Raw genomic sequence first — 25,259 nt, forward strand, 5'->3', positions numbered from 1 at the left:
GCTAGGTCCCTCGATGTTCCGCCAGGCGTTGAGCCTCGACCGCGGCCAGCACGTCGTCGGCCAGCACCCCGCCGATGACCTTGCCGCCGTCATCGACGACGACCCCGATGCCCGCCGGCGACGACAGCGCCGCGTCCAGCGCCTGGCTCAGGTTGCCCCCGGGTCGAAACAGCGATCCGACCCCGTTCATGCTGTCCGTCAACGGCACGCCGTCGCGGTGCCGGCGCACTCCCTCGCCGTCGATCCAGCCGATGGGCACTCCCCCCGAACCCACCACGACGGCCCATCCACCGGAAAGCTCTGTCTGCGAGATGTTTTCGGCCACGACCCGGTCGACGTCGTGCAATGGCAGTCCGGCCGCGTCGAGAAGTTGCAACCATCGGTAGCCGCGGCCCAGGCCGATGAACCTCGACACGAAATCGTTGGCCGGCCTCGAGAGCAGCTGGGCGGGATCGCCGAATTGCTGCAAGGAACCGCCCTTGAACACCGCCACACGGTCGCCGAGGCGCAAGGCCTCATCGATGTCGTGCGTGACGAAGACGATCGTTTTGTGCAGTTCGCCTTGCAGGCGCAATATTTCGTTCTGCAACTCGTGGCGAACCACCGGGTCGACGGCGGAGAACGGCTCATCCATCAACAGGATCGGCGGATCGGCGGCCAGCGCGCGCGCCACGCCGACCCGTTGTTGCTCACCGCCGGAGAGCTGCGCGGGATAGCGGGTCGCTAGTTTGGTGTCCAGGCCGACCCGCTCGAGCACCTCGTAGGCGGCTTTGCGGGCGGCCCGGCGGGACTGGCCCCGTAAAACGGGAACCGTTGCCACATTGTCGATCACGCGCTGATGCGGCATCAGGCCGGCGTCCTGGATGACATACCCGATGCCGAGGCGCAGTTTCACCGGGTCGCGGGTGGACACGTCGACCCCGTCGATCGCGATGATGCCCGAACTGGGCTCGATCATCCGATTGATCATCCGCAACGCGGTGGTCTTGCCGCTGCCCGACGACCCCACGAACACGGTCAGCTCCCCGTTCGGGACGCTCAGGTCGAGCTGGTTGACGGCCATGGTTCCGTCGGCGAAGGCCTTGCTGACCCTGTCGAAGACGATCAAGTCATCCTCCGATCGGATGGTTGAAGCCGTTGTCCCGGATCCAGTTTCGCGCGGCCTGGTCCGGATCGATACCCGCGTTTCCCGACACCGCGGCGTTGAGGCCGGCGACACCGGAGGTGGTCAGCTTCGCCGACACAGCGTCCAGCACGCCCCTGAGGCGGTCGGATTTCTTCTGCGAATTAACCAGCGGCACAATATTTCCGGCCACGAAGTTGTGTTCGGGGTCATCGAGGGTTACCAGGTGGTTCTGCGGTATGGCCGGGGACGTGGTGAAAACGTTGGCGGCATTCACCCTTCCCTCGACCAACGCGCGTACGGTGACCGCTCCGCCGCCGTCGTCGATGGCGACGAAGTTGCCCGGTTTGATATCGAGCCCATACTTCTGCCGCAGCCCCGGCAGCCCGGCCGGGCGGGTCGCGAACGCCGACGGGGCCCCGAATCGCACGCCCGGCGAGTGAGGAGCCAGATCGGCGATCGTCTTCAGACTCCAGGAGTTCGCCGTCTGCTCGGTCACGCTGACGGTATCGGTGTCGGTGGCCGGTGCGGGCGCCAGAATTGACAGGTCACCGGGCAGGCGCTGGTGCAGCTCCGCCTCGACGGCCTCCAGGGTGGTGGCTTTGGACTGCGGGGCCAAATACAGCAGCAGATTGCCGATGTACTCCGGCACCAGGTCGATGGAATGGTCTTTGAGCGCAGGGATATACGTTTCCCGGCTGCCGATGCCCATCCGCGTTCCCACTTCAAACGCGTTGGCCTGCAACGCTTGTGCGTAGATCTCGGCGATTATCTGCGATTCCGGAAAGTCGCCGGAGCCGATGACTATGGAGTTGGGGCTTCGAACCTGCGCTCCCAGCGGATCGGAATTGCTGCACGCCGCAACAACGCACATCGTCATCAGCAGGGCCGCCGCGTGCGCGATCCTGCCTTGCAGGCGCGGCAGCGTCGTCATACCGCCGACCCTAGTGCCCGAACCGCGGGGACGCTGGCATGCGGAATTGGTGGCGGTGAATCGGTTTCATTCTGCGTCGGATAGGGCAAAGATGGCAGTATGAGCAGCCACACCCCTGCCTCGCCCGGGCAGCCGCCCCCTAAACCCAACCCTGCGGGCACCACCGGCGCACCCGCCAAAGAACCGGCCATCGGGTTCACCCGTGCCGGTGCACTGTGGTCCTCCCTGATCGCCGGATTTGTGATCCTGATCCTGTTGCTGATCTTCATCACCCAGAACACGACACCGGCGGACTTTCAGTTCCTGGGCTGGCACTGGAGCCAACCCAAGGGTGTGGCGATCTTGCTGGCGGCCGTGGTCGGCGGGCTGATCACCGTTGCGGTGGGCACCGCACGGATTCTGCAGTTGCGCCGGGCGGCCAAACGTCAACACGCCGCCGCCCCGCGTTAGCCGGGCAGCTTCGCCAGTTCGGCCAGACCGCGGGAAATCAGCGGCGCCACGACCTCCGGTGCGTGATCGGAGTCGGTGCCGCGGGCCTGATCCGACATGCGTCGGCGGAAGTCGATGCCCGCGGCGATGATGGCCAGCTTGAAGTAGGCCAGCGCCATGTAGAACTCCCAATGCGCCAGCGGTGTACCGGCCACCAGCGAATAGCGGTCGGCCAGTTCGTCGGCCGTCGGCAACAGCGGTGACGTCCACGCGGCCTGCGCATTGACGATCAAATCGAGGGCGGGGTCGCGGTACACGCACATCAGGGCCGCGTCGGACAGCGGATCGCCCAGCGTGGAGAGCTCCCAATCGACGACGGCGCGCACCTTCGTCGGGTCGTCGGCGTCCAGGATCGTGTTGTCGATCCGGTAGTCGCCATGCACGATCGACGTCCGGCTCTGCTGCGGAATGGCTTCGCCCAGACCGAAATGCAGTCGTTCCACGTCGGCGTCGCGGCGATCCTCGGGCAACCGCACCAGCGACCACTGCGAGCCCCAGCGTCGCACCTGACGCTCCAGATAACCGCTCGGCTTGCCGAAGTCGGCCAGACCGACGGCGTCGGGATCGACGTTGTGCAAATCGACAAGCACCCGGATCAGCGAGTCGACGCAGCCCCCAATGACGGTGTGACTGAACGATTCGAGTTGAGCGCGTCGCCGCACCACCTGCCCGGCGACGAACTCGACGACCTGGAAGGGAGCGCCCAGCACCGAATCGTCCTCGCACAGCCCGATCGTGCGCGCGACCGGCACCGGGGTGTCCTGCAGCGCCGCGACGACGCGGTACTCGCGAGCCATGTCGTGCGCCGACGGGGTCAGACCGTGCAGGGGCGGCCGGCGCACCAGCCAACTGGTGCTGTCGTCGTAGACGCGGAACGTCAGATTCGACCGACCCCCGGAGATGAAGTCCGCGCGTAACCCGCCGTCGCGCACGATCCCCAGCGAACGCAGGTAGGAGTCCAGCGAGGCCAGGTCGAGCCCCTCGAGTTGGTCAGCTGAAGTCACCGGACTTGTCTACCATCGCCGACCTCGACCCGGTGCACCACCTGCGATTTGCGGCCCTTTCCGCTCACGCCGTGCCACGGCCCGCGTCGTCGTCGAGCAGCCTCTGGTTTCGCGGCAACAGGTCCCAGACATGTTCGGTGGTGTTGACCGCGGCCACCGTCGCTTGACCGGACCGGGAGAACAAGAGCCGAGTCACCGACGCGTAATCGACGGGAAAGGACAGCAGGCGCGCGGTACCCAGAATTTCGTGCAGGAGGACATTGATGACCCCGCCATGGCTGAACACCGCGACCGTGTCTTCGGGGTCGGCGGCGGTGACGAGGTCGTCGATCGCGGCGCGCACCCGGGCGCGAAAAGCGTCCTCGTCGACCGCGCTCGGAAGATGGCCCTGAGCCAGGCGCGCCCACTCTTCGGGCATCTCCGCGCGGATCTGCTCGACGGGGATGTATACCGGAAGGTCGCGGTCGTACTCGGCGAAGCGATTGTCGATCTCGACGCTCAGCCCGCGATCCGCCGCGACCGGTTCGGCGGTCTGGATGGCCCGGCGCTGCGGGCTGCTCACCACCCGCGAAATAGGAAACCTGGCGAGCGCCTTGGGCAGTCGTTCGATCTGGGCCAGCCCCGCCGCCGACAGGTCCGGATCGGAACCTTCGCCGTGTTCGCTGCGCAACGGCAGCGCGTGCCGGACCAGAAGCACTTGCATATTCGTTCCCGTCGTTCGATGGTGGGAGCGCCAGTTTCTCACCGCGCCCGGCGACGCCGATCTCGAGGAGGGCGGATGACCGAACCGGACAGGGATTGGGATGCCACCTACCGACAAGCCGCGCCGCCGCCGTGGAGCATCGGCCGGCCCCAACCGGAGCTGGCCCGTCTCATCGATCAGGGCAAGGTACGCAGCGAGGTGCTGGACTCCGGCTGCGGGCACGCCGCGCTGTCGCTGACGCTGGCCGGGCTCGGCTACACCGTTGTCGGGCTGGACGCCAGCGCGACCGCGATCCGGGCGGCCACCGCCGCGGCAGCCGAACAGGGACTCACCACGGCGACCTTCGCGCAGGCCGACGTCACCAACTTCGGCGGCTATCCGCCTGGTTGCGAAGGCCGCTTCTCCACGATTCTCGACAGTGGCCTGTTCCACGCGCTACCGCCGGACCGGCGCCAGGATTACATGCAGTCGATCTTCCGCGCCGCGGCGCCGGGAGCCGCGCTGTACATCCTGGCCTTCGCGGCCGGAGCGCTGGATGACGCACATGCGGACCGGCCGGGCCCACGCGGCTTCACCGAATCCGAATTGCACGACGTGGTCGCGACACTGTGGTGCGTCGACGACCTGCGCGCAGCGAGGGTGTACGGCAACGACGATACCGGCGGGTCTCCGGACGGTCCGCTGGCCCACCTCGACCACGACGACGACGGCCACTTCATGGCCCCCGGGTTCCTGCTCAGCGCGCACAAGCCGGACTGAGCCGCACATGCCTCAATCCGTGGAGAATGCTATTCTCCATGCGGAGATTGGGGTGTGCAGCGATGGTTGGGCGGTGACGCACGTGGGCGAATCGGGAATCGACGCGGACGTCCTCGCCCGCTGGCTGGATGCAAGCGACGCACCCGGTGGCGGCGAGCGGCCGCAGCTGACCCAGCTGAAGGGCGGCTCGCAGAACACCCTTTACCTGATCGAGCGCGCCGGTGAGCGCATGGTGCTGCGCATGCCCGGCGCGCGGGCCGACGCCGCCCGCATCGACGGGCTGCTGCGGGAGATCCGCCTGGTGCGGGCGCTGTCCGGCACCGACGTCCCGCACGCGGCGCTGATCGCGGCCGACGACACCGGCACCGTGCTGGGCATGCCGTTCTATGTGATGGAGGCGATCGACGGGTGGAGCCCGATGGACGGCGGGTGGCAATCGCCGTTCGACACCGACTTGCAGGCCCGGCGCGGCCTGGCCTTCCAATTGGTCGACGGCGCCGCCAGGCTGGGCCGGGTGGATTGGCGCCAACAAGGACTCGAAGGCTTTGGCCGCCCGGACGGATTCCATGAGCGGCAGGTCGATCGCTGGCTGGCGTTTCTCGACGCCTACAAGGTCCGCGAGCTGCCAGGTCTAGACGAGGCGTCTGACTGGCTGCGCCGCCACCGCCCGGCGCATTACCGGGCGGGCATCATGCACGGCGACTATCAGTTCGCCAACGTGATGTTCGCCCATGGCGCGCCGGCGCGGTTGGCCGCGATCGTGGACTGGGAGATGACCACGGTCGGCGATCCGCTGCTCGACCTCGCTTGGTGCCTGCTGGGCTACGACGGCGAAAAGCCGCGCGAGGACGGATTTTATCTCGACATGCGCGGCATGCCCACGCGCAGCGAGCTATTGGAGCACTACGAAACCGTCAGCGGGTTGTCGACCGAGAACATCGACTACTACCTGGTGCTGGCCAACTGGAAGCTGGGCATCGTGCTGGAGAAGACGTATGCGGCCGGGGTGCGGACCGGCACGGTCGACCCCAAGATCACCGACGCGTTCGGCCCGATGATTCTGCAGCTGATCGCCACGGCGGCCGAGCTCGCCCGAGCTACCAAGGGGGCCTGAATGGGTTATGCCGACCAGCTTTTCGACCTCACCGACCGGGTAATCCTGATCACCGGCGGCAGCCGCGGACTCGGGCGTGAGATGGCGTTCGGCGCGGCCCGCTGCGGTGCGGACGTGGTGATCGCCAGCCGCAACCTGGACAACTGCGTCCGTACCGCCGAGGAAATCGAGGCCGAGACCGGCCGTGCGACCATGCCGTATCAGGTGCACGTGGGGCGCTGGGATCAGTTGGACGGCTTGGTCGAGGCGACCTACGAGCGGTTCGGCAAAGTCGACACACTGATCAACAACGCGGGCATGTCGCCGTTGTACGACAAGCTCACCGACGTGACCGAGAAGTTGTTCGACGCCGTGATCAATCTCAACCTCAAGGGCCCATTCCGGTTGTCGGCCTTGGTGGGTGAGCGCATGGTGGCGACGGGGCGGGGTTCGATCATCAATGTGAGTACGGCCGGATCGTTGCGACCTACACCGGACATCATCCCGTACGCGGCGTCCAAGGCCGGGCTCAACGCCATGACCGAGGCGTTGGCGAAGGCGTACGGCCCGGCGGTGCGGGTCAACACCCTGATGGCCGGGCCGTTTCTCACCGACGTCAGCAAGGCTTGGAATCTGGAGGCGGCACATCAGAACCCGTTCCAGGGTCTTGCCTTGAAGCGCGCGGGCGAGCCGCGTGAAATCGTCGGCGCGGCACTGTTTTTGGCGTCCGATGCGTCCAGCTTCACCACCGGCTCGATTTTGCGGGCCGACGGCGGGATCCCTTAGCGAGCAGGAGGTTGCACGATGTCCTGGGACTTTTCCACCGAGCCGGAGTTCGAGGAGAAGCTCGAATGGATCCGCGGGTTCGTCCGCGACGAGGTGGAACCGCTCGAGGTGCTGTTCCCCGGCTGCGAGTTTCTGCCGCTGAACGACGAGCGGCGCCGCATTGTCGACCCGCTCAAGCAGCAGGTGCGCGACAAGGGTTTGTGGGCACCGCATCTGGGCCCGGAGCTGGGTGGGCAGGGTTTCGGCGCGGTCAAGCTGACCCTGATCAACGAGATCCTGGGCCGCAGCCCGTGGGCGCCCATCGTGTTCGGGACGCAAGCGCCCGACACCGGCAACGCCGAGATCATCGCCCGCTTCGGAACCCAGGAGCAAAAGGACCGCTACCTGGCGGGGTTGCTGTCCGGTGAGATCTTCTCCTGTTTCTCGATGACCGAGCCGCAGGGCGGCGCCGATCCGAGGGTCTTCACCACCCGCGCCGTGCGCGATGGCGATGACTGGGTCATCACCGGGCGAAAGTACTTCTCCTCCAACGCCTCCGTCGCCTCGTTCTTCATCGTCGTCGCGATCACCGACCCCGACGTGCCGGTGCATACCGGCGCGTCGACGTTCCTGATCCCCGCCGGCACCGAGGGCCTGGTCCTGGAAGCCAATCACCATCTGGTCGGGGCCGACCCGCACGAGCCGGGCCATTCCCTGGTGCACTACAACGACGTGCGGGTACCGTCCGACGCGTTGCTCGGAGAGCCCGGGCAGGGCTTCCTGATATTGCAGACCCGGTTGGCCGGCGGGCGGCTGCACCACGCGATGCGCTCCATCGGGATGGCGCAACGCGCCGTCGAGATCATGTCGCGCCGGGCGAAGAGCCGCTTCACCCAAGGCAGCCTGCTGGCCGACAAACAACTGGTCCAGGAATTCGTCGCCGACTCCTACACCGAGTTGATACCGTTCCGGCTGACCGTGCTGCACGCGGCGTGGTTGATCGACAACGGCGACGAGCGCGCCGCGCGGGCGGAGATCGCCGCCTGCAAGATCCTGGCCTCGCAGGTGCTCAAATCGATTGCACTGCGGGCGATCCAGGTGCACGGGGCGCTGGGCCTCACCGATCAGCTGCCGCTGGTCAACGTCCTGCTGGGCGGCATCGCGCTGGGCCTGGCCGACGGGCCCACCGAGGCGCACAAGGTGAACCTGGCCCGGATGCTGCTCAAGGGTTACGAGGCCGAAGAAGGCGACTGGCCCAGCGAGATGCTCGATGTGCGGCGCGCGGCGGCGCGCGCCAAATACGGTGAGCTCGTTGACCTCTGACCGAGTGACCGCGGCGGTCGAGCGGGCACTCGATGACCGCCAGCGGGAGGCCACCGAGGAGGTGGAACGCATCCTGGCCGCCGCGGTGCGCGTCATGGAACGCGTTGCGCCCGAGGCACCCCGGGTCAGCGATATCGTCGCGGAGGCGGGTTCGTCGAACAAGGCGTTCTACCGCTATTTCGCCGGCAAGGACGATCTGATCCTGGCCGTGATGGAACGCGGCGTGGCGATCGTGGTGTCCTACCTCGAACATCAGATGGCCAAGGAGTCCCGCCCGCGCGACAAGGTCATGCGGTGGATCGAGGGCACGCTGGCCCAGGTGGCCGACCCGCACCTGATCAGCCTGACACGCGCCGCGGCCGGCCAGATGTCGGCCGGCACCAGTTGGCGCGCGGCCGATCGGGAGATGATGCTGCCGCTTCGCGAGCTGCTCGTCGAACCCGTTGCGGCGCTGGGCAGTGCCGACGTCGAACGCGACGTCGAGGCGGTGTTCAGCTGCACCGCGGCAACCATGCGACGCTATGTGGGTTCGGTCGAGCAGCCCGGCGCCGACGACATCGCCCACGTGGTGCAGTTCTGTTTGCGGGGATTGGGGGTCAGTTGATGCGCGCGATGGTCTGTCGTTCCTATGGCACACCCGAGGACCTGGTTATCGACGACGTGCCCGATCCCGTTGCGGCTCCCGGCCAGCTGCTGGTGCGGGTCCGTGCCGCCGCGGTCAACTTTCCCGACGTGTTGTTCATCGCCGGCAAATACCAAGTCAAAATCCCGCCGCCGTTCATACCCGGCAACGAGATCGCCGGGGAGGTCATCGCCGCCGGGGAGGGCGCGCCGTTTTATCCCGGGCAGCGTGTTTCCGGAACCACCTTCGGGGCCTTCGCCGAACTGGCGCTGCTCGACGCGAGCCAGGCCGAGCTCATGCCCGACGACGCCGACTTCGCCTCCGCCGCCGCCTTCGGCGTCACCTATCGCACCGCCTATCACGCGCTGCGCTCGACGGCCGCTGTCACGCAGGGGGATTGGGTGGTTGTGCTCGGCGCGGCCGGCGGCGTGGGGCTGGCCGCGGTGGACCTGGGGGTCGCGATGGGGGCCCGGGTGCTGGCCGCGGCGTCGAGCCCGGAGAAACTCGAGCTGTGCCGGCGGCGCGGGGCCGAGGCGACCGTGGACTACGACCGTGAAGACCTGAAGGCCCGCATCCGTGAACTCACCGGGGACCGCGCCCGCGTGGTGCTGGACCCGGTCGGCGGACCGTATTCGGAGCCGGCACTGCGCGGTCTCGCGCGTGGCGGCACCTTCGTCACGCTGGGCTACGCCGCGGGCACCATCCCGGCCATTCCGCTCAATCTCATTCTGCTGAAAGATATCTGCGTGCGTGGTATGGAGATCCGCACCTTCATGACCGACCGGCCCGACGATGCCGTGCGCGACCTGGCGGAGTTGGCGCAGATGTTCGCCGCCGGCACGGTGCGGCCGTACATCGGTGCGCGGTTCCCGCTGTCGCAGGCCGCGGCGGCGTTGCGGCATGTGGCCGACCGCAAGGTGCTGGGCAAAGTGGTGATCGACGTCGCTTGACGCCGTGTCATGGGGTGACGATGTTGAAATTCGAGTCCGGTCCGTCGAGCACACCGAGCAGGGCTTGCAGCGCGCCTCGATCACCCGAGAGTTCCAGGCCCGGCGAGCTGAAATCCCCCATCACCACGGCGAGCAGCCGAACCTTATTGGCCACGCCGATCGTCACGGTCGCCGTCGCGGGATCGGGTGCCACCTTGCGCTGAACCAACACCCCGTTGCGCAGGGTGAGTCGATAGTTGACCGCGGTATCGGCGAAGGCGACGTCGATGGCGAGGTCCAGATCCCAGCTGCGCGGCCCGTCGACGCGGACCGCCAGGCCGTCGAAGATCTGCTCCGGCGTCAGTTGGCGCAGCATCGAGACGGATGTCGTCATGGTCGCGGTGCCGAAATTGCCGTCGCGCAATTCCGTTGCGCCGCTGAGGAAGAAGTTGCGCCAGGTCGCGTTTTCGGCCCCATAGGCCAGCTGCTCGAGGGTGTCGGAGTACAGATCGCGCGCACCGGCGTGCGCGGCGTCGGTGAAGATCGCATGGTCCAACAACGTCGCGGCCCACCGGAAGTCCCCGGCGTCGAACGCATCCCGCGCGAGGTCGACAACCCGGTCGATTCCGCCCATCGCCTCGACATACCGCGGTGCCAGCGCCTCGGGCGGATGAGGCCACAGCCGGCCGGGATTGCCATCGAACCAGCCCATGTAGCGCTGATAGATCGCCTTGACGTTGTGGCTCACCGCTCCGTAGTACCCATGCGTATGCCAGGCCCGCTCGAGAGCCGGTGGCATCTGGAACATTTCGGCGATCTCGACGCCGGTGTGGCCCTGGTTCAGCAAGCGCAGCGTCTGGTCGTGCAAATACGCGTACATGTCGCGCTGCAACGACAGGAATTCGACGATGCTGTCCCGTCCCCAGGTCGGCCAATGGTGCGAAGCGAAGACCACGTCGGCGCGATCGGCGAACGTCTCGATCGCTTCGGTGAGATAACCGGACCAGGCGTGCGGATCGCGCACCAGCGCGCCCCGCAGGGTCAGCAGGTTGTGCAGATTGTGTGTCGCATTCTCGGCCATGCACAGCGCGCGGAAACGCGGAAAATAGAAATGCATTTCGGCCGGCGCCTCGGTGCCGGGCGCCATTTGGAATTCGATCTCCACCCCGTCGATGGTGTGCGTCTCGCCGGTGGTGCGGATGTCGACGGTGGGCACGATGACGGCGACCTCGCCGGCCGACGGCGCCTGGCCCAGCCCGCAGCCGACCTGATCCAGCGGTCCGCGCGCCAGGAGGGAGCCGTACATGTAGGTCGCCCGTCGCGTCATCGCCGGTCCCGCATAGACGTTTTCGGACACCGCGTGCTCGATGAAGCCTTCCGGCGCCAAGACGGCAACCGCACCGGAATCACCTCCGCCTGCGAGGTGACGCCCAAGACGCCGCCGAAGTGGTCGACGTGGCTGTGGGTGTAGATCACCGCCACCACGGGACGCTCAGCGCCGCGGTGGGTGCGGTACAGCGTCAGCGCCGCCGCCGCCACTTCGGTGGACACCAAGGGGTCGATGACGATGATGCCGCTGTCGGACTCCACGAAGGTGATGTTGGAGATGTCCAGTCCGCGAACCTGATAGATGCCGGGCACCACTTCGTAGAGGCCTTGCTTGGCGGCCAGCGTCGACTGCCGCCAGAGGCCGGGATGAACCGACGTCGGGGCGGGACCGCCGAGAAACGCGTACGCGTCGTTGTCCCATACCACCCGCCCGTCGGCCGCTTTGATCACGCACGGGGATAAGGCCGCAATGAATCCGCGGTCGGCTTCGGCGAAATCCATTTGGTCATGCAATGGCAGATCGTGTTCGCGATGGGCCGACTCGATGACTGCGCTGGGAGGTTTGTGGTCCACGGTCATACCTTGGCATCAAAGCGGCTTCAAACAATGGTGGTTCGGGCGGCTTTTCGCCGTCCAATTAGTGAACACAGCAACAATTTCTTCGGGTTCTGGATCGCGGCCCAGTTAACCCGCATACTGCCCAGACGGCCCCCAATGCCGGGGACCGCAACTATCGGGCAAAGGAGAACAGGTGAAGCGTCAACTGACGGTCGCGGTTGCTGGAGCGGCGATTCTTGCCGCGGGTATTTCCGGCTGTTCGAGTAACAAATCAAGTGGCGTTTCGACCTCGGTGCCGGGCGGCTCCGTGTCGGCCGGCGGCAACAATTCGTCGAAGGTCGTCATCGACGGCAAGGACCAGAACGTCCAGGGCACCACCATTTGCACCAAGGCCGGCGGCAATATCTCAATTGCGGTCGGTGGGAACACAACCGGGATCAGCGTGGTGCTCGCCGATGCCAATCCGCTCGCGGTGAAAGCGGTCCAACTCGGCAACGTCAACGGCGTGACGCTTCAGTACGCCCAGGGCGGTCAGGGCAACGCCTCGGCGACCAAGGACGGCAGCACGTACAAGGTGACCGGCACCGCCACGGGCGTCGACATGGCAAACCCGATGCAGCCGGTGAACAAGCCGTTCGAAATCGACGCGACCTGCTCCTGAGTTACTCGACGGCGGGCGGTTGCCATCCGTTGGGTGGCAACCGCACCGTGAACTCGGTTCGGCCCGGCGCGCTGTCCACTTCGATCGACCCGTGGTGCGCCTTGACAACCGCGGAGACGATCGCCAAACCCAATCCGGTGCTGCCGCCCTTGCGCGAACGCGACGAGTCGCCACGGGCGAACCGTTCGAAAACCTCGGATTGCAGCGCCGCCGGGATGCCTGGTCCGTTGTCGATCACCTGCAGCACGGTGTGCGATGGCTCGGTGCTCAACCGCGTGGTGACGACGGTGCCCGCCCCGGTGTGGACGCGGGCGTTGGCAAGCAGATTGGTCAGCACCTGGTGGAGCCGCGCCGCATCGCCGGTGACGACCACCGGTTCTTCGGGCAGGTCGAGTTCCCATTGATGATCGGGTCCGGCGACGTGTGCGTCGTTGACCGCATCCACGGCCAACCGCGACAGATCCACCGGTTCGCGTTCCAACGGCCGGCCCGAGTCCAACCGGGCCAGCAGTAGCAGGTCCTCGACGAGGCGCGTCATCCGCTCGGTCTCGGATGCCACCCGGCTCATCGCCTGCGCCACCGCCTCGCGATCGTCGCCCATCCGCTGGGTCAGTTCGGTGTACCCGCGGATCGCCGCAAGCGGTGTGCGCAGCTCGTGACTGGCATCGGCGACGAACTGGCGAACCCGTGTCTCGCTGGCCTGCCGCGCCGACAGCGCGGCGGCGATGTGGTCCAGCATCTGGTTGAGGGCGGCGCCGAGCTGCCCCACCTCGGTGGCGGGATTGGCATCGGATTCGTCTACGCGCACCGGCAATTCGACCTCGCCGCGCGCCAGCGGCAGGCCGGCCACCTTGCTCGCGGTTTGCGCGACGCGACGCAACGGCGCCAGCGCCCGCCGGATGATGATCACGCCGGCCGTGGTGGCGGCGACCAGCGCGATGATCGTGACGATGCCGAAGATGACCAGCATCCGCATCAGGGTGGCGTCGATGTTGGCCATCGACAGACCGGTGACGATGACGTCTCCGCCATTTCGGCTCGGGGCGGCGACCACCCGGTAACGGCCCAGCCCGTCCAGGTTCAGCGTGACCGGCTTGCGGCTGCCGGCGATCCCGGACAGCTGCCGCTGGGCGGTGGGGCTCAGCTCGGCCCGGTCGCCGCTGCTCGTGGTGTAACCGGCGTCCACCGTGTCGCCGTGGCTGACCACCGCCGCCACCATGCCCGCCGGCTGGCCCGGGGCATCGAGGAACCGCGGACCGGGACCCGGCCGTGGATAGACGTGCTGATGCCGCCAGCCCGAATGCGGCGGCTCGGGGTACATGAGCGCCGAGCGATAGGAGGTTCCGGCCAGCTGGCCGTCGAGCTGGGCAACCAGGTGGTGGAGCAGCGCCAATTCGGTCGCCGCGGTGATGCCGACGCAGACGATGGCCAGGACGACGACCTGTCCGACCAGCAGCCGCAGTCGCAGCGACCAGACCCTTCGCGTGTCAGCGGGCCGGCTTGAGGACATACCCCGCGCCGCGCAGCGTGTGGATCATCGGTTCCCGGCCGTTGTCGATCTTCTTGCGCAGGTAGGAAATGTAGAGCTCGACGATGTTGGATCGGCCGCCGAAGTCGTAACTCCATACCCGGTCCAGGATCTGGGCCTTGCTAAGCACCCGCTTGGAGTTGCGCATCATGAATCGCAAAAGCTCAAACTCGGTGGAGGTCAACGAGATTGGCTCGCCGGCGCGGGTGACCTCGTGGCTGTCCTCGTCGAGCACCAGATCCCCGACCACCAGCTGTGCGCCGCTGTCCACCGTGGTCACCCCGGTGCGGCGCAACAGCGCCCGTAGACGCAGCACGACCTCTTCGATGCTGAACGGTTTGGTGACGTAGTCGTCGCCACCGGCCGTCAACCCGGCGATGCGGTCTTCGACGGCGTCCTTGGCGGTCAGCAGCAGCACCGGCAGCTGCGGGTTCTCCTCGCGCAGCTTGTGCAAGACGTCGAGCCCGCTCATATCGGGCAGCATCACGTCGAGAACGACCACGTCGGGCCGCTGGGAGCGAGCGGAAGCGATGGCGGACGCGCCGTCACCGGCGGTGGAGATGTTCCAGCCCTCGTACCGCAGGGCCATCGACACCATATCGGCCAGGACGGATTCATCGTCCACGACCAAAACGTTGATGGGGTTGCCGTCCGCACGGCACATGACAACCCGCTCTACCGAGGCTCGGGGCTGCGTCACAAGTTCCAGTATCCGCCGACGGCTGAGTAACGCCTATGCCGAACCTATGCGTGTCCTGTGAAACGGATCGCGCGACTGCCGGGCAGTCGCGCGATCCGTTCTTGGGTCAAGCCGTTAATACCAATAGCGCCGGCCGGCGACCGGGCGGCCGATCGAGCCCAGGATCCACAGGATCGCGCCGATGACCAGCAGCACGATGCCCAGCGTGGTCAGGACAGGTACGTGGAAAAAATATCCGAGAATGAGCAGGACAATCCCTAAGATAACCATGTCGACTTCCTTTGAGTGAGCGGTTAGAGGTTGATCAATTGCATTGAACTTGGTTGCGGCAGATGGCAATCCGTGACTTTTGGATTGACACCGAAGTAATTCAAGGGTCCGGCGATCACGGTCACCGCAACCGTGCCCGCCGAGGCGCATGACGTGTTGTCGTTTTTGAAGTAGTCGCGCTGCCACGCCGCGAAGACTCCGATCAGCAACCACACCAACGCAACCGTTCCGATGATCCCGCTGCCACGCATCGTGACCTCCAATGTGGACGAGAAGAAGTTTCTCGTGGACGTGAAATTACCCATTCGACTTATGTCTAAACATGCAATGGGTTATGCGGCAGTGCTTGTCGGCGCGGCTCGCGGGGCTAAGGGTAAAGGCGAGCCAGGTGGCGGCGCGCTTCTCCGACACCCGGGACAGTCAGGCGTCTTGAATCAGCTCAGCTAATTCGGTCCTGTTAATTTTTGTCAGTCGACCTGGGATATGCCGTTGAGCCTGCCGCGTCGAGCAGCCATGACGGCGAGGTAACGACTGCTCGTGACCGTGGTGAGAGACGTTGCCGCCAAGCCGATTTGATCAGTCCGCTCGCCGCTGCGCGGACACGTAGAGGGTGGGCGGCATCGAGTCCTCCGCGCCCTGCGGGACGCTGCGGTCATACCGCGCCATCAACTCCGCGAAGGACGCCGTCGTGACATCCCAGCCACGCTCGCGCAGCCACGCGTCGACCGGCGTGCGCTCCTCGGGGTACCAGAGGTCGTCGAAGTCGGTGATCTCGGCGTTGACCAGTTCGGCGGCCGCCGCCCGTATCCGCCGCATGTCGTCGCGCTGCCGCTGCACCCGGCCGGGGTCGGTGAAACCCGAGTCGGGCACGTTGGAGGCCAGCCAACTGCCCGCGACACTCAGCGAGTCGATCCGCTCGAACAGTAGGTCCTGGGCCTGCGCCGGCAGGTAACGAACCAGGCCCTCGGCCGACCAGACGGCGGGCTTGGAGGTGTCAAATCCGGCCTGCTGCAGCGCTTTCGGCCAATCCTGACGCAGGTCGATCGGAACGTTGACCAGCTGCGCCTTCGGTTGGGCGCCGTGCTCGCGCAGGGTGTTGGATTTGAATTCCAGCACCTTGGGCTGGTCGAGCTCGTAGACGACCGTGCCGTCGGGCCATGGGAGCCGCCAACTGCGCGCGTCGAGGCCGGCGGCCAGGATCACCACCTGCCGAACGCCGGCGTCGGCGGCGCCGAGGAAGAACTCGTCGAAGAACGCCGTCCGGGTGGCCATGAAGTCGACCATCAGCTGCAGCCGGTCCCGCAGGTCCGGCTCGATGTCGCCCGCCTTGGCCAGCAATGCCGGATCGGCGTAGATGCTCCACATGCCCTGGCCCGCGGCGTCGACGAACACCCGCGCGAACGGATCGCTGATCAGCGGGTTTTCGCTCTCGGTCTCCGCCGCGCGAGCCGCGGCGACACCCAGCGCGGTGGCGCCCACGCTTTGGGTGATCTCCCAGGAATCATCGTCGGTCCGCGGCATGGCCAGTTTCCTTCCCGAAAAAGTAAGTTATGCACACTATTCTTCCAGCCACCGCCACCCGGGGCCGTCCGCCGCCGCTGTCCTAGTCTTTTTCCCAGACGGTCCACAGGTTGCAAGGGAGTGCCATGACGCCCATCCCGTCGCGCACGCCGCAGGAGGTGTTCGCCCACCACGGCGCCGCACTGGCCGCGGGTGACCTCGACGAGATCGTCGCGGACTACGCCGGGGATTCCGTGGTGATCAACCCCGCCGGCATCGCCCGCGGCAAGCGCGCCATCCGCGGGGTGTTCGAGGCGTTGCTCGCCGATCTGCCGAATGCGCAATGGGATCTGAGAACTCAGCTTTTCGACGACGACGTGCTGTTCCTGGTGTGGGCCGCCGATTCTGCCGTCAATCAAGTCGACGACGGCGTTGACACCTTCGTGTTCCGGCCCGGCATGATCCGAGCACAAACCGTCCGATGCACGCCGCACTCGAAGGGCTGACGAGTGGAATCCGTGAATCTAGAAGCCGTGGCGGAGTGGATGTCCGGGCAGGGGCTCGGTGAGGGGCCCCTGCAGGACGTCTCCAACGTCACCGGCGGAACACAGAACGTCATGCTGCGGTTCACCAGGGCCGGTCGGCCCTACGTGCTGCGGCGCGGGCCACGGCACTTGCGGCCGCGCAGCAACAACGTGATGCTGCGGGAGACGAAAGTTCTTGCCGCACTTGCCGATTCGGATGTCCCCCATCCGCACCTGATCGCCGCCTGCGAGGACCCGAGGGTGCTGGGCGACGCCGTCTTCTACCTGATGGATCCGGTCGACGGATTCAACGCGGGCGAGGGCCTGCCGCCGTTGCATGCCGGCGACGCCACGGTGCGCCACAGGATGGGCCTGTCGATGGCCGACGCGTTGGCCCAGCTGGGTGCCGTCGACCACGTCGCGGTGGGGCTGGCCGATTTCGGCAAGCCGGAGGGTTTCCTGGAACGCCAGGTGCCACGGTGGCTTTCGGAGCTGGAGTCCTACAACGAGTACGAGGGCTACCCGGGCCCCGACATCCCGGGCATCGCGGAAGTGTCCACCTGGCTGGAACGGCATCGGCCGGCCGATTGGACGCCGGGCATCATGCATGGCGACTACCACGCCGCCAACGTGATGTTCTCCTGGACCGGGCCCGAGGTGGTGGCGATCGTCGACTGGGAGATGTGCACGATCGGGGATCCGCTGCTGGACCTGGGCTGGCTGCTGGCCACCTGGCGCCAGCCCGACGGTTCCAGCGTGTTCAGTCACGCCTTGGGCGGGCAGGACGGGCTGGCCAGCACCGACGAGCTGCTCGAGCGCTACGCCGCCAACACCACCCGCGACCTGTCCCACCTCACCTGGTACACAGTGCTGGCCTGCTTCAAGCTGGGCATCGTGATCGAGGGGACGCTGGCCCGGGCGTGCGCCGGAGAGGCGGAGAAGGAGGTCGGCGACCAGTTGCACGCCGCCACGGTGCACCTGTTCGAGCGGGCGCTGGGCCTCATCGCCGGCGCGGGCTGACCCACTAACATCTCCTCTCGTGCCGCCTTATCCCGAGGAACCGGATTTCTACTCCGAGCCCACCGCGGCCGCGCGGTACGGCGGGTATTACGAGCCCGAGGCACCACCGCCCGAGCCCCCGACGCCGTGGTATCGCCGTCCGGCGGCGCTGGTCGCGGCCGGCGCCCTCGGGGTGATCCTGCTGGCGGCGCTGGTGTTCGCGGTGGTCAAGCTCACCAGCGGCTCGCCGGCGCCCAGCCCCGCGACGACGACGGCCGTCCCGTCCACCACCGCGCCGGTGACCACCACGACGCACGCGCCGCGACACCACGGCGGTGGCGGCGCGCCCACCGAGACGGTGACCGAAACGGCCCCGAACACCGACACCCCCACGACGACGGAGCCACCGAGCACCGTCACCGTTTCGCCGAGCACCGAAACCAGCACCGTCACGCAGACCGTGACCGAACCGCCCCGACGGGGACCGTTCCGGCCGTTCCAGCCCCGCCCCTAGCGCGGCGACGTGCACGCAAGCGGCGGACCTGTCCGGCCGGCAACGGCGGCGGATGCGGCGGCGTGCCTTGCCATCTACCGGCCGTACGTCGAACACACGGTCATCAGCTGGGAGATCGACGTCCCGACCGAAAATGAGATGGCCGCGCGGATCGCCGCCGCCCAGGCCGGCCATGAATGGCTTGTCCTAGAACGCGATCGCCGGGTGATCGGCTTCGCCTACGGGCACGCGTTCAATCGCCTTGCCACGTACCAGTGGTCGACCGAGACCGGGATCTACCTTGAGGCCGGCCATTGCCGAACCGGCGGAGGCCGTGCGCTCTACACCGAGCTGCTGCGCAGGCTCACCGAGCGCGGCTACCGGCAGGCCTTCGCCGGAATCACCCAGCCCAACGAGGCCAGCATGGCCTTCCACCGGTCTTTCGGGTTCATCGACGCCGGGCTGTACCGGCGCGTGGAATGGAAACACGGCGGCTGGCACGACGTGGCGTGGATGCAACTCGACCTGGCCGCTGCCCAGCCGGATGAGCCACCCGGCCCGATCATTGCGCCGGGCCGGGCGTGCGAGTCCGGGGCTTAGGCCCCGCCGGCGCCACCGCCCACGAAGGCCCCGCCGGCGCCACCGCCGACGAAACCGCCTCCGGCGCCGCCACCGACGAAGCCGCCACCCGCACCGCCACCGATTTGCTCAATGTTGATTGTCATGGGCGGAAGGTATCGGCGAAAAGTTCCGCCGACAAGAAACTGGGTCTGAACGATTCGAATCATTTTGGGTCGCCGAGCCCGTGACCGGTAAGCGCGCCCGAAGGGATTCGAACCCCTAACCTTCTGATCCGTAGTCAGATGCTCTATCCGTTGAGCTACGGGCGCCTGTTCTTCAGTTGTCGTTCCGCGTTGCCGCTAGGGATCTAGCGGAGGCGAGAGGATTTGAACCTCCGGTCCCCTTTGAGGGGGACAACTCATTAGCAGTGAGCCCCATTCGGCCGCTCTGGCACGCCTCCCTTGGACTTTCTGAGGGTACCGACCCCTTTCCGGTCACGCGGAACCGGCCATACTGTACACAGTCGAGACATAGACTGTCGAAGTGACCGCACGCCTTCGCAACGAACTGGCCGGACTGCCAGTTTATGTCCCCGGTAAGAACGTCCCGGGCTCCATCAAATTGGCCAGCAACGAGACCGTGTATGGCCCGCTGCCCAGCGTGCGCGCGGCCATCGAGCGCGCGGTTGCCGTCGTCAACCGCTACCCGGACAACGCCAGCGTGGACCTCAAGGCCGCGCTGGCCATGCACCTGGACGTCGCGCCCGAGCAGATCGCGGTCGGTAGCGGTTCGGTCACCTTGTGCCAGCAGCTGGTTCAGATCACCGCGGCGGCCGGCGACGAGGTGGTGATCGGCTGGCGCAGCTTCGAGTGCTATCTGCCCATCATCCAGGTGTCCGGCGCGACCACCGTCAAGGTGCCGCTGACCGACCACACGCACGACCTCGACGCGATGCTCGCCGCGATCACCGACCGCACCCGGCTGATCTTCGTGTGCAACCCGAATAATCCGACGTCCACCGTCGTCGACCCGGACGCGTTGACGCGCTTCGTCGAGGCCGTGCCGCCGCAGATCCTGATCGCCATCGATGAGGCCTACGTCGAATACATCCGCGACGGCATGTTGCCCAACAGCCTGGAGCTGGCCCTGACGCGCAGCAACGTCGTTGTGCTGCGGACCTTTTCGAAGGCCTACGGGCTGGCGGGGCTGCGCTGCGGGTACGCGGTGGGTCACCCGGAATTGATCACCGCGCTGGACAAGGTCGTCATGCCGTTCGCGGTGACGAACGTCGCGCAGGCGGCCGCCATCGCGTCGCTCGAAGCGTCCGACGAGCTGATGGCCCGCACCGACGCACTGGTTGTCGAGCGCACCCGCGTGAGCGACGCCCTGCGCGAGGCCGGATTCGAACTGCCCCCGTCGCAGGCCAACTTCATCTGGTTGCCGCTGGGCGAGCGCACCATGGACTTCACCGAGCAGGCCGCCGACGCGCGCCTGGTGGTTCGGCCGTTCGCGTCCGAAGGCATCCGTGTCACCATTGGTGCGCCGGAGGAGAATGACGCCCTGCTGCGCTTCGCCTGCGACTGGATTGCCCGCACCGAATCGTAAGGAGTCGCCGTGGACCTCGCGCGCAAGAAGTTCACCGAGTTCAAAGAGCGCAGCGGCGACATCGCGGATTCCGAGCTCGACGAATTCTGGGCCGACCTTCAGCCCGCGACGATCGACGGGATGCTCGGCGAATGGAAGGGCGGCGAGTTCCAGACCGGCCATAAGATGAACGGTCAACTGGAAAAGGCCGGCTGGTACGGCAAAACCTTCAAGTCCGCCCGCGACGTGCAGCCGCTCGTTTGCCTGGACGCCGACGGCAACAAGTTCTCCAACGTCCAGATGGGCAAGGGCGAGGCCAGCCTGTGGCTCGAAGAGTTCCGCGGCGAGGTCACCGCGACGATGGTTTACGACGGCCAGCCGGTGCACGACCACTTCAAGAAGATCGACGACGACGCCGTGATGGGCATCATGAACGGCAAGGGCGTGCGGGATAACGGCAAGTTCTACTACTTCTATCTCGAGCGCGAGTAGCGGTTCCGCCGGCGCGCTGCCTTCGCTCCGTCGAGTGTGAACTGACGGCTCTGGCTGTGCGTCCATGGCGCCGACACGCCGATGGCGGCAGCCGTGGCGTGACACCCAACGCCCAGGATTCACACTCGACGTCGGCGCCCGCTACCCCGCCGGGTTACGACCGGTGAACGCGACCAACTGCTCGAGCGCGCCGGCGTCCTCGGGGACGCCGACCGGGTCGTCGAATCCGGCCTGACCGCGTAGCTCCGGCCTGATGATCTGACGCGCCAGGCCCAGCACATATTCGGACAACGGCTCGGGCGCGTCGATGTCGTGGCCCACCGCGGTGGCGTAATCCCAAGCGTGGACCAGGAATTCGATCGACAGGATGCCGCACGCGCTTTTGGCGGGGGTCTCCCCCTTGCCGAACGGCACCGACCCGGCGAGGCCGTGGCGGTGCCAGGCATCCAGCGCCGGCCGGGCCGCGGCGATCACCCGCCGCTCCACCGAATCGCCTTCGTCGCGATCGGGAATCTGCGCGCCGACCATGCTCCCGAGCGCCGAGATCGAGTTCAGCAGATGTCCCGTCAGCGCCGACACATCGAATTCCGTGCAGGGCGTCCGTCGCGACAGGTCGTCGGCGGCGATGCTGTGCAGCACCCGCTGCAGCACACCCAGCGTGTCCTCGGCGCTGTGCAGCTCGTCGGTGGGCGGGGAATGCGGTCCGGGTCGCAAGTCAGGAGCCATATTCGCCACGCTACGGTCTCGATATGGCGCAAGCATACGAATCCGTCACCGTCGAGACGAAAGACCACGTCGCCCAGGTGACGCTGATCGGACCGGGCAAGGGCAATGCGATGGGACCGGCGTTCTGGTCGGAGATGCCCGAACTGTTCGCCACGCTGGACGCCGACCCCGAGGTGCGGGCCATCGTGCTGACCGGCTCGGGCCGCAACTTCAGCTACGGCCTGGACCTGCCGGCGATGGGCGGCTCGTTCACCCCGCTGCTGTCCGGCGACGCGCTGGCCGGCCCGCGCGCGGCCTTCCACCGCGAGGTCAGGCGGATGCAGGGCGCCATCACGGCGGTCGCCGACTGCCGCACCCCGACCATCGCCGCGGTGCACGGCTGGTGCATCGGCGGCGGCGTCGACCTCATCTCCGCGGTGGACGTCCGCTACGCCAGCGCCGACGCCAAGTTCTCGGTGCGGGAGGTCAAGCTAGCCATCGTCGCCGACGTCGGCAGCCTGGCCCGCCTGCCGATGATCCTGAACGACGGACACCTGCGCGAGCTGGCGCTGACCGGGAAGGACATCGACGCGGCCCGCGCCGAGAAGATCGGTCTGGTCAACGACGTGTACGCCGACGCCGACGCCACGCTGGCCGCCGCGCACGCCACCGCCGCGGAGATCGCCGCCAATCCCCCGCTGACCGTGCACGGCATCAAGGACGTCCTCGACCAGCAGCGCGTCGCGGCGGTCTCGGAGAGCCTGCGGTATGTGGCCGCCTGGAACGCGGCCTTCCTGCCGTCCAAGGACCTGACCGAGGGCATCTCGGCGACGTTCGAAAAGCGGCCGCCGCAGTTCACCGGCGAGTAGTCCCGCGCCACGTACCCTCGCTGAGGTGATGACACCAGACGGCAAGATCCGCGTCCCGGCCGACCTGGACTCCGTGACGGCGATCGGCCCCGAGGACCACTCCGAGATCGACAGCGCCGCGGTCGACCGGATCTGGCAGGCCGCCCGGTATTGGTACCGGGCCGGCTTCCACCCCGCCATCCAGCTGTGCATCCGCCGGCACGGCCGCGTCGTGCTCAACCGGGCGATCGGCCACGGGTGGGGCAACGCGCCGAGCGACCCGCCCGACGCCGAAAAGATCGCCGTCACCCCCGACACACCGTTTTGCGTCTACTCGGCGGCCAAGGGCATGGCGGCGACCGTGGTGCACATGCTCGTTGAGCGCGGCGTCTTCTCGCTCGACGACCGGGTGTGCGAATACATCCCCACGTTCACCAGCCACGGCAAACACCGGATCACCATCCGGCACGTGCTGACCCACAGCGCGGGGCTGCCCTTCCCCACCGGACCCCGACCCGACGTCACGCGCGCCGACGACCACGAGTACGCGCAGCAGAAACTGGGCGAGTTGCGGCCCCTCTACCGTCCCGGACTGGTCCACATGTACCACGCGTTGACCTGGGGACCGCTGGTGCGCGAGATCGTCTACGCGGCCACGGGCAAGGAGATCCGCGAGATCCTGGCCACCGAAATCCTCGACCCACTCGGCTTCCGCTGGACCAACTTCGGCGTGTCCAAACAGGACGTCGCATTGGTCGCGCCGAGCCACGCCACCGGGCGAACGCTGCCGCCGGTGGTCGCCCAGATCTTCCGCAAGGCGATCGGCGGGACGGTGCACGAGATGATCCCGTACACGAACTCGCCGATGTTTCTGACCACCATCATTCCGTCGTCCAACACCGTGTCGACCGCGCAGGAGATGTCGCGGTTCGCCGAGATATGGCGGCGCGGAGGCGAACTCGATGGCGTGCGGGTGATCAGCCCGGAAACCATGTACGGCGCGGTGACCGAATGCCGAAGGCTACGACCGGATTTCGCGGTCGGACTGCGGCCGGCCCGGTGGGGTACAGGGTACATCCTCGGCACCAACCGTTGGGGGCCGTTCGGGCATAACGCGCCCCACGCGTTCGGCAACCTGGGGCTGGTCAACATCGCGATCTGGGCCGACCCGGCGCGAAGCCTGTCGGCCGGCGTGGTGAGCAGCGGCAAACCCGGGCGAGACCCCGAAGCCCGCCGGTACACCGCACTGCTGGACACGATCACCGCCGAAATCCCCTTGGGTTGACGACGCCGGCAGTGGGAACACTGCCCTCATGGCTACCTATCGAGTGCTCAACCCGAAGGGCGAGGTCGTCGCAACCAAAGACATCGAAAGCGCCGACGACGCACACGCGTGGTTCGTCGACCAGATGGCCGACAACAGCGAGCTCGGCTGGCGCATGGAAGTCGAACAGGACGGCGAGTGGCATTTCTTCGACGACAGCGAGGGCGATCGAAGCTAGGTGTTTGTCCCCTGGCTGCCGGGGCAACCAACAAGGCATGGACTCGCAACGCTTCCGCAAACTGCTGGACGCACCGGGGCCGTTCGCTTCGGTCTACTTCGACGACTCACACGACACCCATGACGCCGAGGCTCAACTCGAGCTCAAGTGGCGGGCGGTCAAAGAAGAGCTGGAACGCTCCCACGCCACCGCGACGGTCGTCGACCAGATAGAGGACGCGATCAAGAGCCTGCGTCCACCGATCGGCCGCAGCGGACGTGCGGTGATCGCCGGCGCCGACGGCGTGGTGATCAACGAACACCTGGCGCGCCCCGCCGCGGCCGACGTCGTCCGTGTATCCGAATTGCCTTATCTGGTACCGATTCTCGAGCAGAGCTTCGATCATCCCGATTACGTGCTGGCGGTCGTCGACCACAGCGGTGCCGACATCACCCACATCGGCGGAACGCTGCGCGCCGAGACGGTAGACGGCGGTGGTTACCCCGTGCACAAATCCGCGGGCGCCGAGACCGCGGGCTACGGCGACCCCCAGTTGCGTACCGACGAGGCCGCACGCAAGAACGTGCGCGCCGTCGCCGACCGGGTCGCCGAACTGGCCGACGACAAGGCGATCGAGGTGATCTTCGTGGTGGGCGAGGTGCGCTCGCGATCCGATCTGCTGGCCGCGCTGCCGGAACGGCTGCAGGAACGCACGGTGGCACTCGAGGTCGGGGCGCGCCACAGCGGACACGACTTCGGCGAGATCGAGCAGGCCATCGAAGCCGAGTTCGTCAAGCGCCAGCTGCGCACCATCGACGATGCCGCGCAGCGCTTTACCGCCGAGATCGGGCGGCAGTCGGGGTTGGCCGCCGAGGGTCTGGGCGCGGTCTGCTCGGCGCTGCGCCAGGGCGCCGTGGAGACGCTGATCATCGGTGACATCGGCGACGCGACCGTCGTCGCCGACGAAGGCTTGACGACGCTGGCCCCCGACGAGAACGTGCTGTCCGAGCAGGGCGCCGCCCCCGCCAAGACTCTGCGGGCCGACGAGGCGCTGCCGATGTCGGCGATCGCGGTGGGCGCCGCGCTGGTGCGCACCGACGAGCGGATCTCCCCGGTCGACGGGGTGGGCGCGGTGCTGCGCTACGCGCCGACGCTGCACCGAAGCGTTGAGTGAACACGAGCGGTGGCGGAGGGATTTGAACCCCCGGACGGTTTTAGCCGTCTCTCGCTTTCAAGGCGAGTGCATTAGGCCGCTCTGCCACGCCACCGCTGATCAGGGTAG

Annotated in this window: 29 protein-coding genes, 3 tRNA genes and 1 pseudogene; 18 read left to right on the top strand and 15 right to left on the bottom strand. The window is 67.0% G+C overall.

Annotated elements, in window-relative coordinates:
- Position 1 precedes the first annotated feature (1 nt).
- Both BST14_RS02830 and BST14_RS02835 read right to left on the bottom strand, forming a co-directional pair.
- Positions 2-1,108, bottom strand: a complete 1,107-nt coding sequence (locus BST14_RS02830; protein WP_083063082.1) for an ABC transporter ATP-binding protein — start codon at positions 1,106-1,108, stop codon at positions 2-4.
- 1 nt (position 1,109) lies between these two features.
- On the bottom strand, positions 1,110-2,057 hold the full coding sequence (locus BST14_RS02835) for an ABC transporter substrate-binding protein (RefSeq protein ID WP_083063083.1): 948 nt from the start codon (positions 2,055-2,057) through the stop codon (positions 1,110-1,112).
- Positions 2,058-2,156: 99 nt separating this feature from the next.
- Between BST14_RS02835 and BST14_RS02840 the strand changes: the two genes are divergently transcribed.
- Entirely contained in the window at positions 2,157-2,507 is a 351-nt protein-coding gene (locus BST14_RS02840; RefSeq protein ID WP_083063084.1) for a LapA family protein, read from the top strand.
- Here BST14_RS02840 and BST14_RS02845 read toward each other — a convergent pair.
- Both BST14_RS02845 and BST14_RS02850 read right to left on the bottom strand, forming a co-directional pair.
- Positions 2,504-3,550 (bottom strand): phosphotransferase family protein, encoded by a 1,047-nt coding sequence (locus BST14_RS02845; protein WP_083063085.1) that lies wholly within the window; start codon positions 3,548-3,550, stop codon positions 2,504-2,506. The genes BST14_RS02840 and BST14_RS02845 overlap by 4 nt on opposite strands.
- A 64-nt stretch (positions 3,551-3,614) precedes the next feature.
- On the bottom strand, positions 3,615-4,253 hold the full coding sequence (locus BST14_RS02850; RefSeq protein ID WP_083063086.1) for a histidine phosphatase family protein: 639 nt from the start codon (positions 4,251-4,253) through the stop codon (positions 3,615-3,617).
- Between the two features lie 75 nt (positions 4,254-4,328).
- On the opposite strand from BST14_RS02850, the gene BST14_RS02855 reads away from it, so the two are divergent.
- The 6 genes from BST14_RS02855 to BST14_RS02880 all read left to right on the top strand — a co-directional run bounded on the left by BST14_RS02855 (position 4,329) and on the right by BST14_RS02880 (position 9,765).
- Positions 4,329-5,012, top strand: coding sequence for a class I SAM-dependent methyltransferase (locus tag BST14_RS02855; RefSeq protein WP_083063087.1), 684 nt, complete (start codon positions 4,329-4,331; stop codon positions 5,010-5,012).
- Positions 5,013-5,085: 73 nt separating this feature from the next.
- Positions 5,086-6,126, top strand: a complete 1,041-nt coding sequence (locus BST14_RS02860) for a phosphotransferase family protein (protein WP_083063088.1) — start codon at positions 5,086-5,088, stop codon at positions 6,124-6,126.
- Positions 6,127-6,891 carry an SDR family NAD(P)-dependent oxidoreductase gene (locus BST14_RS02865; RefSeq protein ID WP_083063089.1) on the top strand — a complete coding sequence of 255 codons (765 nt, stop codon included), beginning with the start codon at positions 6,127-6,129 and terminating at the stop codon, positions 6,889-6,891.
- An 18-nt stretch (positions 6,892-6,909) separates the two neighbouring features.
- Positions 6,910-8,193, top strand: a complete 1,284-nt coding sequence (locus BST14_RS02870) for an acyl-CoA dehydrogenase family protein (protein WP_083063090.1) — start codon at positions 6,910-6,912, stop codon at positions 8,191-8,193.
- Positions 8,174-8,797, top strand: a complete 624-nt coding sequence (locus BST14_RS02875; protein ID WP_083063091.1) for a TetR/AcrR family transcriptional regulator — start codon at positions 8,174-8,176, stop codon at positions 8,795-8,797. Before BST14_RS02870 ends, BST14_RS02875 begins: the two co-directional genes overlap by 20 nt.
- Positions 8,797-9,765: an NADPH:quinone oxidoreductase family protein gene (locus tag BST14_RS02880; protein ID WP_083063092.1), complete on the top strand. Its 969-nt coding sequence runs from the start codon at positions 8,797-8,799 to the stop codon at positions 9,763-9,765. Before BST14_RS02875 ends, BST14_RS02880 begins: the two co-directional genes overlap by 1 nt.
- 7 nt (positions 9,766-9,772) lie before the next feature.
- Here the strand turns inward: BST14_RS02880 and BST14_RS02885 are convergent.
- Positions 9,773-11,652, bottom strand: a pseudogene (locus BST14_RS02885) (alkyl/aryl-sulfatase).
- A gap of 172 nt (positions 11,653-11,824) precedes the next feature.
- Between BST14_RS02885 and BST14_RS02890 the strand changes: the two are divergent.
- Positions 11,825-12,292: a lipoprotein LpqH gene (locus BST14_RS02890; protein ID WP_083063093.1), complete on the top strand. Its 468-nt coding sequence runs from the start codon at positions 11,825-11,827 to the stop codon at positions 12,290-12,292.
- Between the two features lies 1 nt (position 12,293).
- On the opposite strand, the gene BST14_RS02895 is transcribed toward BST14_RS02890, so the two are convergent.
- The 5 genes from BST14_RS02895 to BST14_RS02910 form a co-directional block, all read right to left on the bottom strand.
- Entirely contained in the window at positions 12,294-13,802 is a 1,509-nt protein-coding gene (locus BST14_RS02895; protein ID WP_083063094.1) for a sensor histidine kinase, read from the bottom strand.
- A complete protein-coding gene (locus BST14_RS02900) occupies positions 13,780-14,484 on the bottom strand; it encodes a response regulator transcription factor (RefSeq protein ID WP_064880192.1) in 705 nt (234 codons plus the stop codon). Before BST14_RS02900 ends, BST14_RS02895 begins: the two co-directional genes overlap by 23 nt.
- 150 nt (positions 14,485-14,634) lie before the next feature.
- The gene (locus BST14_RS30255; RefSeq protein ID WP_169926037.1) at positions 14,635-14,790 is read right to left on the bottom strand and encodes a DUF6131 family protein; all 156 of its coding nucleotides are present in this window, start codon (positions 14,788-14,790) and stop codon (positions 14,635-14,637) included.
- A 23-nt stretch (positions 14,791-14,813) separates the two neighbouring features.
- The gene (locus BST14_RS02905; protein ID WP_083063190.1) at positions 14,814-15,053 is read right to left on the bottom strand and encodes a hypothetical protein; all 240 of its coding nucleotides are present in this window, start codon (positions 15,051-15,053) and stop codon (positions 14,814-14,816) included.
- 313 nt (positions 15,054-15,366) lie between these two features.
- Positions 15,367-16,311: a class I SAM-dependent methyltransferase gene (locus BST14_RS02910; protein WP_083063095.1), complete on the bottom strand. Its 945-nt coding sequence runs from the start codon at positions 16,309-16,311 to the stop codon at positions 15,367-15,369.
- Positions 16,312-16,436: 125 nt separating this feature from the next.
- Here BST14_RS02910 and BST14_RS02915 point away from each other — a divergent pair, with 125 nt between their 5' ends.
- Genes BST14_RS02915 through BST14_RS02930 form a run of 4 tightly spaced genes read left to right on the top strand, consistent with a single transcriptional unit; the run spans position 16,437 to position 18,906 of the window.
- Entirely contained in the window at positions 16,437-16,796 is a 360-nt protein-coding gene (locus BST14_RS02915) for a nuclear transport factor 2 family protein (RefSeq protein ID WP_083063096.1), read from the top strand.
- A gap of 39 nt (positions 16,797-16,835) precedes the next feature.
- A complete protein-coding gene (locus BST14_RS02920) occupies positions 16,836-17,834 on the top strand; it encodes a phosphotransferase family protein (protein WP_083063191.1) in 999 nt (332 codons plus the stop codon).
- Positions 17,835-17,853: 19 nt separating this feature from the next.
- Positions 17,854-18,327 carry a hypothetical protein gene (locus BST14_RS02925; protein WP_083063097.1) on the top strand — a complete coding sequence of 158 codons (474 nt, stop codon included), beginning with the start codon at positions 17,854-17,856 and terminating at the stop codon, positions 18,325-18,327.
- 9 nt (positions 18,328-18,336) lie between these two features.
- Positions 18,337-18,906, top strand: a complete 570-nt coding sequence (locus tag BST14_RS02930; RefSeq protein WP_083063098.1) for a GNAT family N-acetyltransferase — start codon at positions 18,337-18,339, stop codon at positions 18,904-18,906.
- Here the strand turns inward: BST14_RS02930 and BST14_RS31350 are convergent.
- The 3 genes from BST14_RS31350 to BST14_RS02945 form a co-directional block, all read right to left on the bottom strand.
- Positions 18,903-19,031, bottom strand: a complete 129-nt coding sequence (locus BST14_RS31350; RefSeq protein ID WP_281252790.1) for a hypothetical protein — start codon at positions 19,029-19,031, stop codon at positions 18,903-18,905. The two genes, BST14_RS02930 and BST14_RS31350, sit on opposite strands and share 4 nt — an antisense overlap.
- A 92-nt stretch (positions 19,032-19,123) precedes the next feature.
- Positions 19,124-19,196, bottom strand: a tRNA-Arg gene (locus tag BST14_RS02940).
- Positions 19,197-19,238: 42 nt separating this feature from the next.
- Positions 19,239-19,327 (bottom strand) — tRNA-Ser (locus tag BST14_RS02945).
- A gap of 83 nt (positions 19,328-19,410) precedes the next feature.
- Between BST14_RS02945 and hisC the strand changes: the two genes are divergently transcribed.
- Together hisC and BST14_RS02955 are read left to right on the top strand one after the other, a co-directional pair.
- Positions 19,411-20,472 carry a histidinol-phosphate transaminase gene (gene hisC / locus BST14_RS02950; protein ID WP_083063100.1) on the top strand — a complete coding sequence of 354 codons (1,062 nt, stop codon included), beginning with the start codon at positions 19,411-19,413 and terminating at the stop codon, positions 20,470-20,472.
- Between the two features lie 9 nt (positions 20,473-20,481).
- Complete coding sequence (locus tag BST14_RS02955) at positions 20,482-20,943, top strand: DUF4334 domain-containing protein (RefSeq protein ID WP_083063101.1); 462 nt, start codon at positions 20,482-20,484, stop codon at positions 20,941-20,943.
- Positions 20,944-21,084: 141 nt separating this feature from the next.
- Here BST14_RS02955 and BST14_RS02960 read toward each other — a convergent pair whose 3' ends face one another.
- A complete protein-coding gene (locus BST14_RS02960) occupies positions 21,085-21,669 on the bottom strand; it encodes a TIGR03086 family metal-binding protein (RefSeq protein WP_211280641.1) in 585 nt (194 codons plus the stop codon).
- A gap of 23 nt (positions 21,670-21,692) precedes the next feature.
- Between BST14_RS02960 and BST14_RS02965 the strand changes: the two genes are divergently transcribed.
- The 4 genes from BST14_RS02965 to BST14_RS02980 are packed head-to-tail and all read left to right on the top strand — an operon-like array spanning position 21,693 to position 25,151.
- Positions 21,693-22,517 carry a crotonase/enoyl-CoA hydratase family protein gene (locus BST14_RS02965; RefSeq protein ID WP_083063103.1) on the top strand — a complete coding sequence of 275 codons (825 nt, stop codon included), beginning with the start codon at positions 21,693-21,695 and terminating at the stop codon, positions 22,515-22,517.
- A 25-nt stretch (positions 22,518-22,542) separates the two neighbouring features.
- Positions 22,543-23,781 carry a lipase LipE gene (gene lipE / locus BST14_RS02970; protein ID WP_211280642.1) on the top strand — a complete coding sequence of 413 codons (1,239 nt, stop codon included), beginning with the start codon at positions 22,543-22,545 and terminating at the stop codon, positions 23,779-23,781.
- A gap of 28 nt (positions 23,782-23,809) precedes the next feature.
- Positions 23,810-23,998: a hypothetical protein gene (locus BST14_RS02975; protein ID WP_083063105.1), complete on the top strand. Its 189-nt coding sequence runs from the start codon at positions 23,810-23,812 to the stop codon at positions 23,996-23,998.
- A gap of 37 nt (positions 23,999-24,035) precedes the next feature.
- Positions 24,036-25,151, top strand: a complete 1,116-nt coding sequence (locus BST14_RS02980; protein WP_083063106.1) for an Rv2629 family ribosome hibernation factor — start codon at positions 24,036-24,038, stop codon at positions 25,149-25,151.
- A 7-nt stretch (positions 25,152-25,158) separates the two neighbouring features.
- Here the strand turns inward: BST14_RS02980 and BST14_RS02985 are convergent.
- A tRNA-Ser gene (locus tag BST14_RS02985) sits at positions 25,159-25,245 on the bottom strand.
- Positions 25,246-25,259 lie beyond the last annotated feature (14 nt).

It is taken from the genome of Mycobacterium arosiense ATCC BAA-1401 = DSM 45069, from assembly GCF_002086125.1.
Classification (GTDB): Bacteria; Actinomycetota; Actinomycetes; order Mycobacteriales; family Mycobacteriaceae; genus Mycobacterium; species Mycobacterium arosiense.

What these genes read in the sequence shown, in the direction of transcription:
- BST14_RS02835 (WP_083063083.1), bottom strand. Translation starts at nt 2,057, where the DNA reads ATGACGACGCTGCCGCGCCTGCAAGGCAGGATCGCGCACGCGGCGGCC.
- BST14_RS02840 (WP_083063084.1), top strand. Translation starts at nt 2,157, where the DNA reads ATGAGCAGCCACACCCCTGCCTCGCCCGGGCAGCCGCCCCCTAAACCC.
- BST14_RS02850 (WP_083063086.1), bottom strand. Translation starts at nt 4,253, where the DNA reads ATGCAAGTGCTTCTGGTCCGGCACGCGCTGCCGTTGCGCAGCGAACAC.
- BST14_RS02855 (WP_083063087.1), top strand. Translation starts at nt 4,329, where the DNA reads ATGACCGAACCGGACAGGGATTGGGATGCCACCTACCGACAAGCCGCG.
- BST14_RS02865 (WP_083063089.1), top strand. Translation starts at nt 6,127, where the DNA reads ATGGGTTATGCCGACCAGCTTTTCGACCTCACCGACCGGGTAATCCTG.
- BST14_RS02870 (WP_083063090.1), top strand. Translation starts at nt 6,910, where the DNA reads ATGTCCTGGGACTTTTCCACCGAGCCGGAGTTCGAGGAGAAGCTCGAA.
- BST14_RS02880 (WP_083063092.1), top strand. Translation starts at nt 8,797, where the DNA reads ATGCGCGCGATGGTCTGTCGTTCCTATGGCACACCCGAGGACCTGGTT.
- BST14_RS02895 (WP_083063094.1), bottom strand. Translation starts at nt 13,802, where the DNA reads ATGTCCTCAAGCCGGCCCGCTGACACGCGAAGGGTCTGGTCGCTGCGA.
- BST14_RS02900 (WP_064880192.1), bottom strand. Translation starts at nt 14,484, where the DNA reads ATGTGCCGTGCGGACGGCAACCCCATCAACGTTTTGGTCGTGGACGAT.
- BST14_RS30255 (WP_169926037.1), bottom strand. Translation starts at nt 14,790, where the DNA reads ATGGTTATCTTAGGGATTGTCCTGCTCATTCTCGGATATTTTTTCCAC.
- BST14_RS02910 (WP_083063095.1), bottom strand. Translation starts at nt 16,311, where the DNA reads ATGCCGCGGACCGACGATGATTCCTGGGAGATCACCCAAAGCGTGGGC.
- BST14_RS02915 (WP_083063096.1), top strand. Translation starts at nt 16,437, where the DNA reads ATGACGCCCATCCCGTCGCGCACGCCGCAGGAGGTGTTCGCCCACCAC.
- BST14_RS02920 (WP_083063191.1), top strand. Translation starts at nt 16,836, where the DNA reads ATGTCCGGGCAGGGGCTCGGTGAGGGGCCCCTGCAGGACGTCTCCAAC.
- BST14_RS31350 (WP_281252790.1), bottom strand. Translation starts at nt 19,031, where the DNA reads ATGACAATCAACATTGAGCAAATCGGTGGCGGTGCGGGTGGCGGCTTC.
- BST14_RS02960 (WP_211280641.1), bottom strand. Translation starts at nt 21,669, where the DNA reads ATGGCTCCTGACTTGCGACCCGGACCGCATTCCCCGCCCACCGACGAG.
- BST14_RS02965 (WP_083063103.1), top strand. Translation starts at nt 21,693, where the DNA reads ATGGCGCAAGCATACGAATCCGTCACCGTCGAGACGAAAGACCACGTC.
- BST14_RS02975 (WP_083063105.1), top strand. Translation starts at nt 23,810, where the DNA reads ATGGCTACCTATCGAGTGCTCAACCCGAAGGGCGAGGTCGTCGCAACC.
- BST14_RS02980 (WP_083063106.1), top strand. Translation starts at nt 24,036, where the DNA reads ATGGACTCGCAACGCTTCCGCAAACTGCTGGACGCACCGGGGCCGTTC.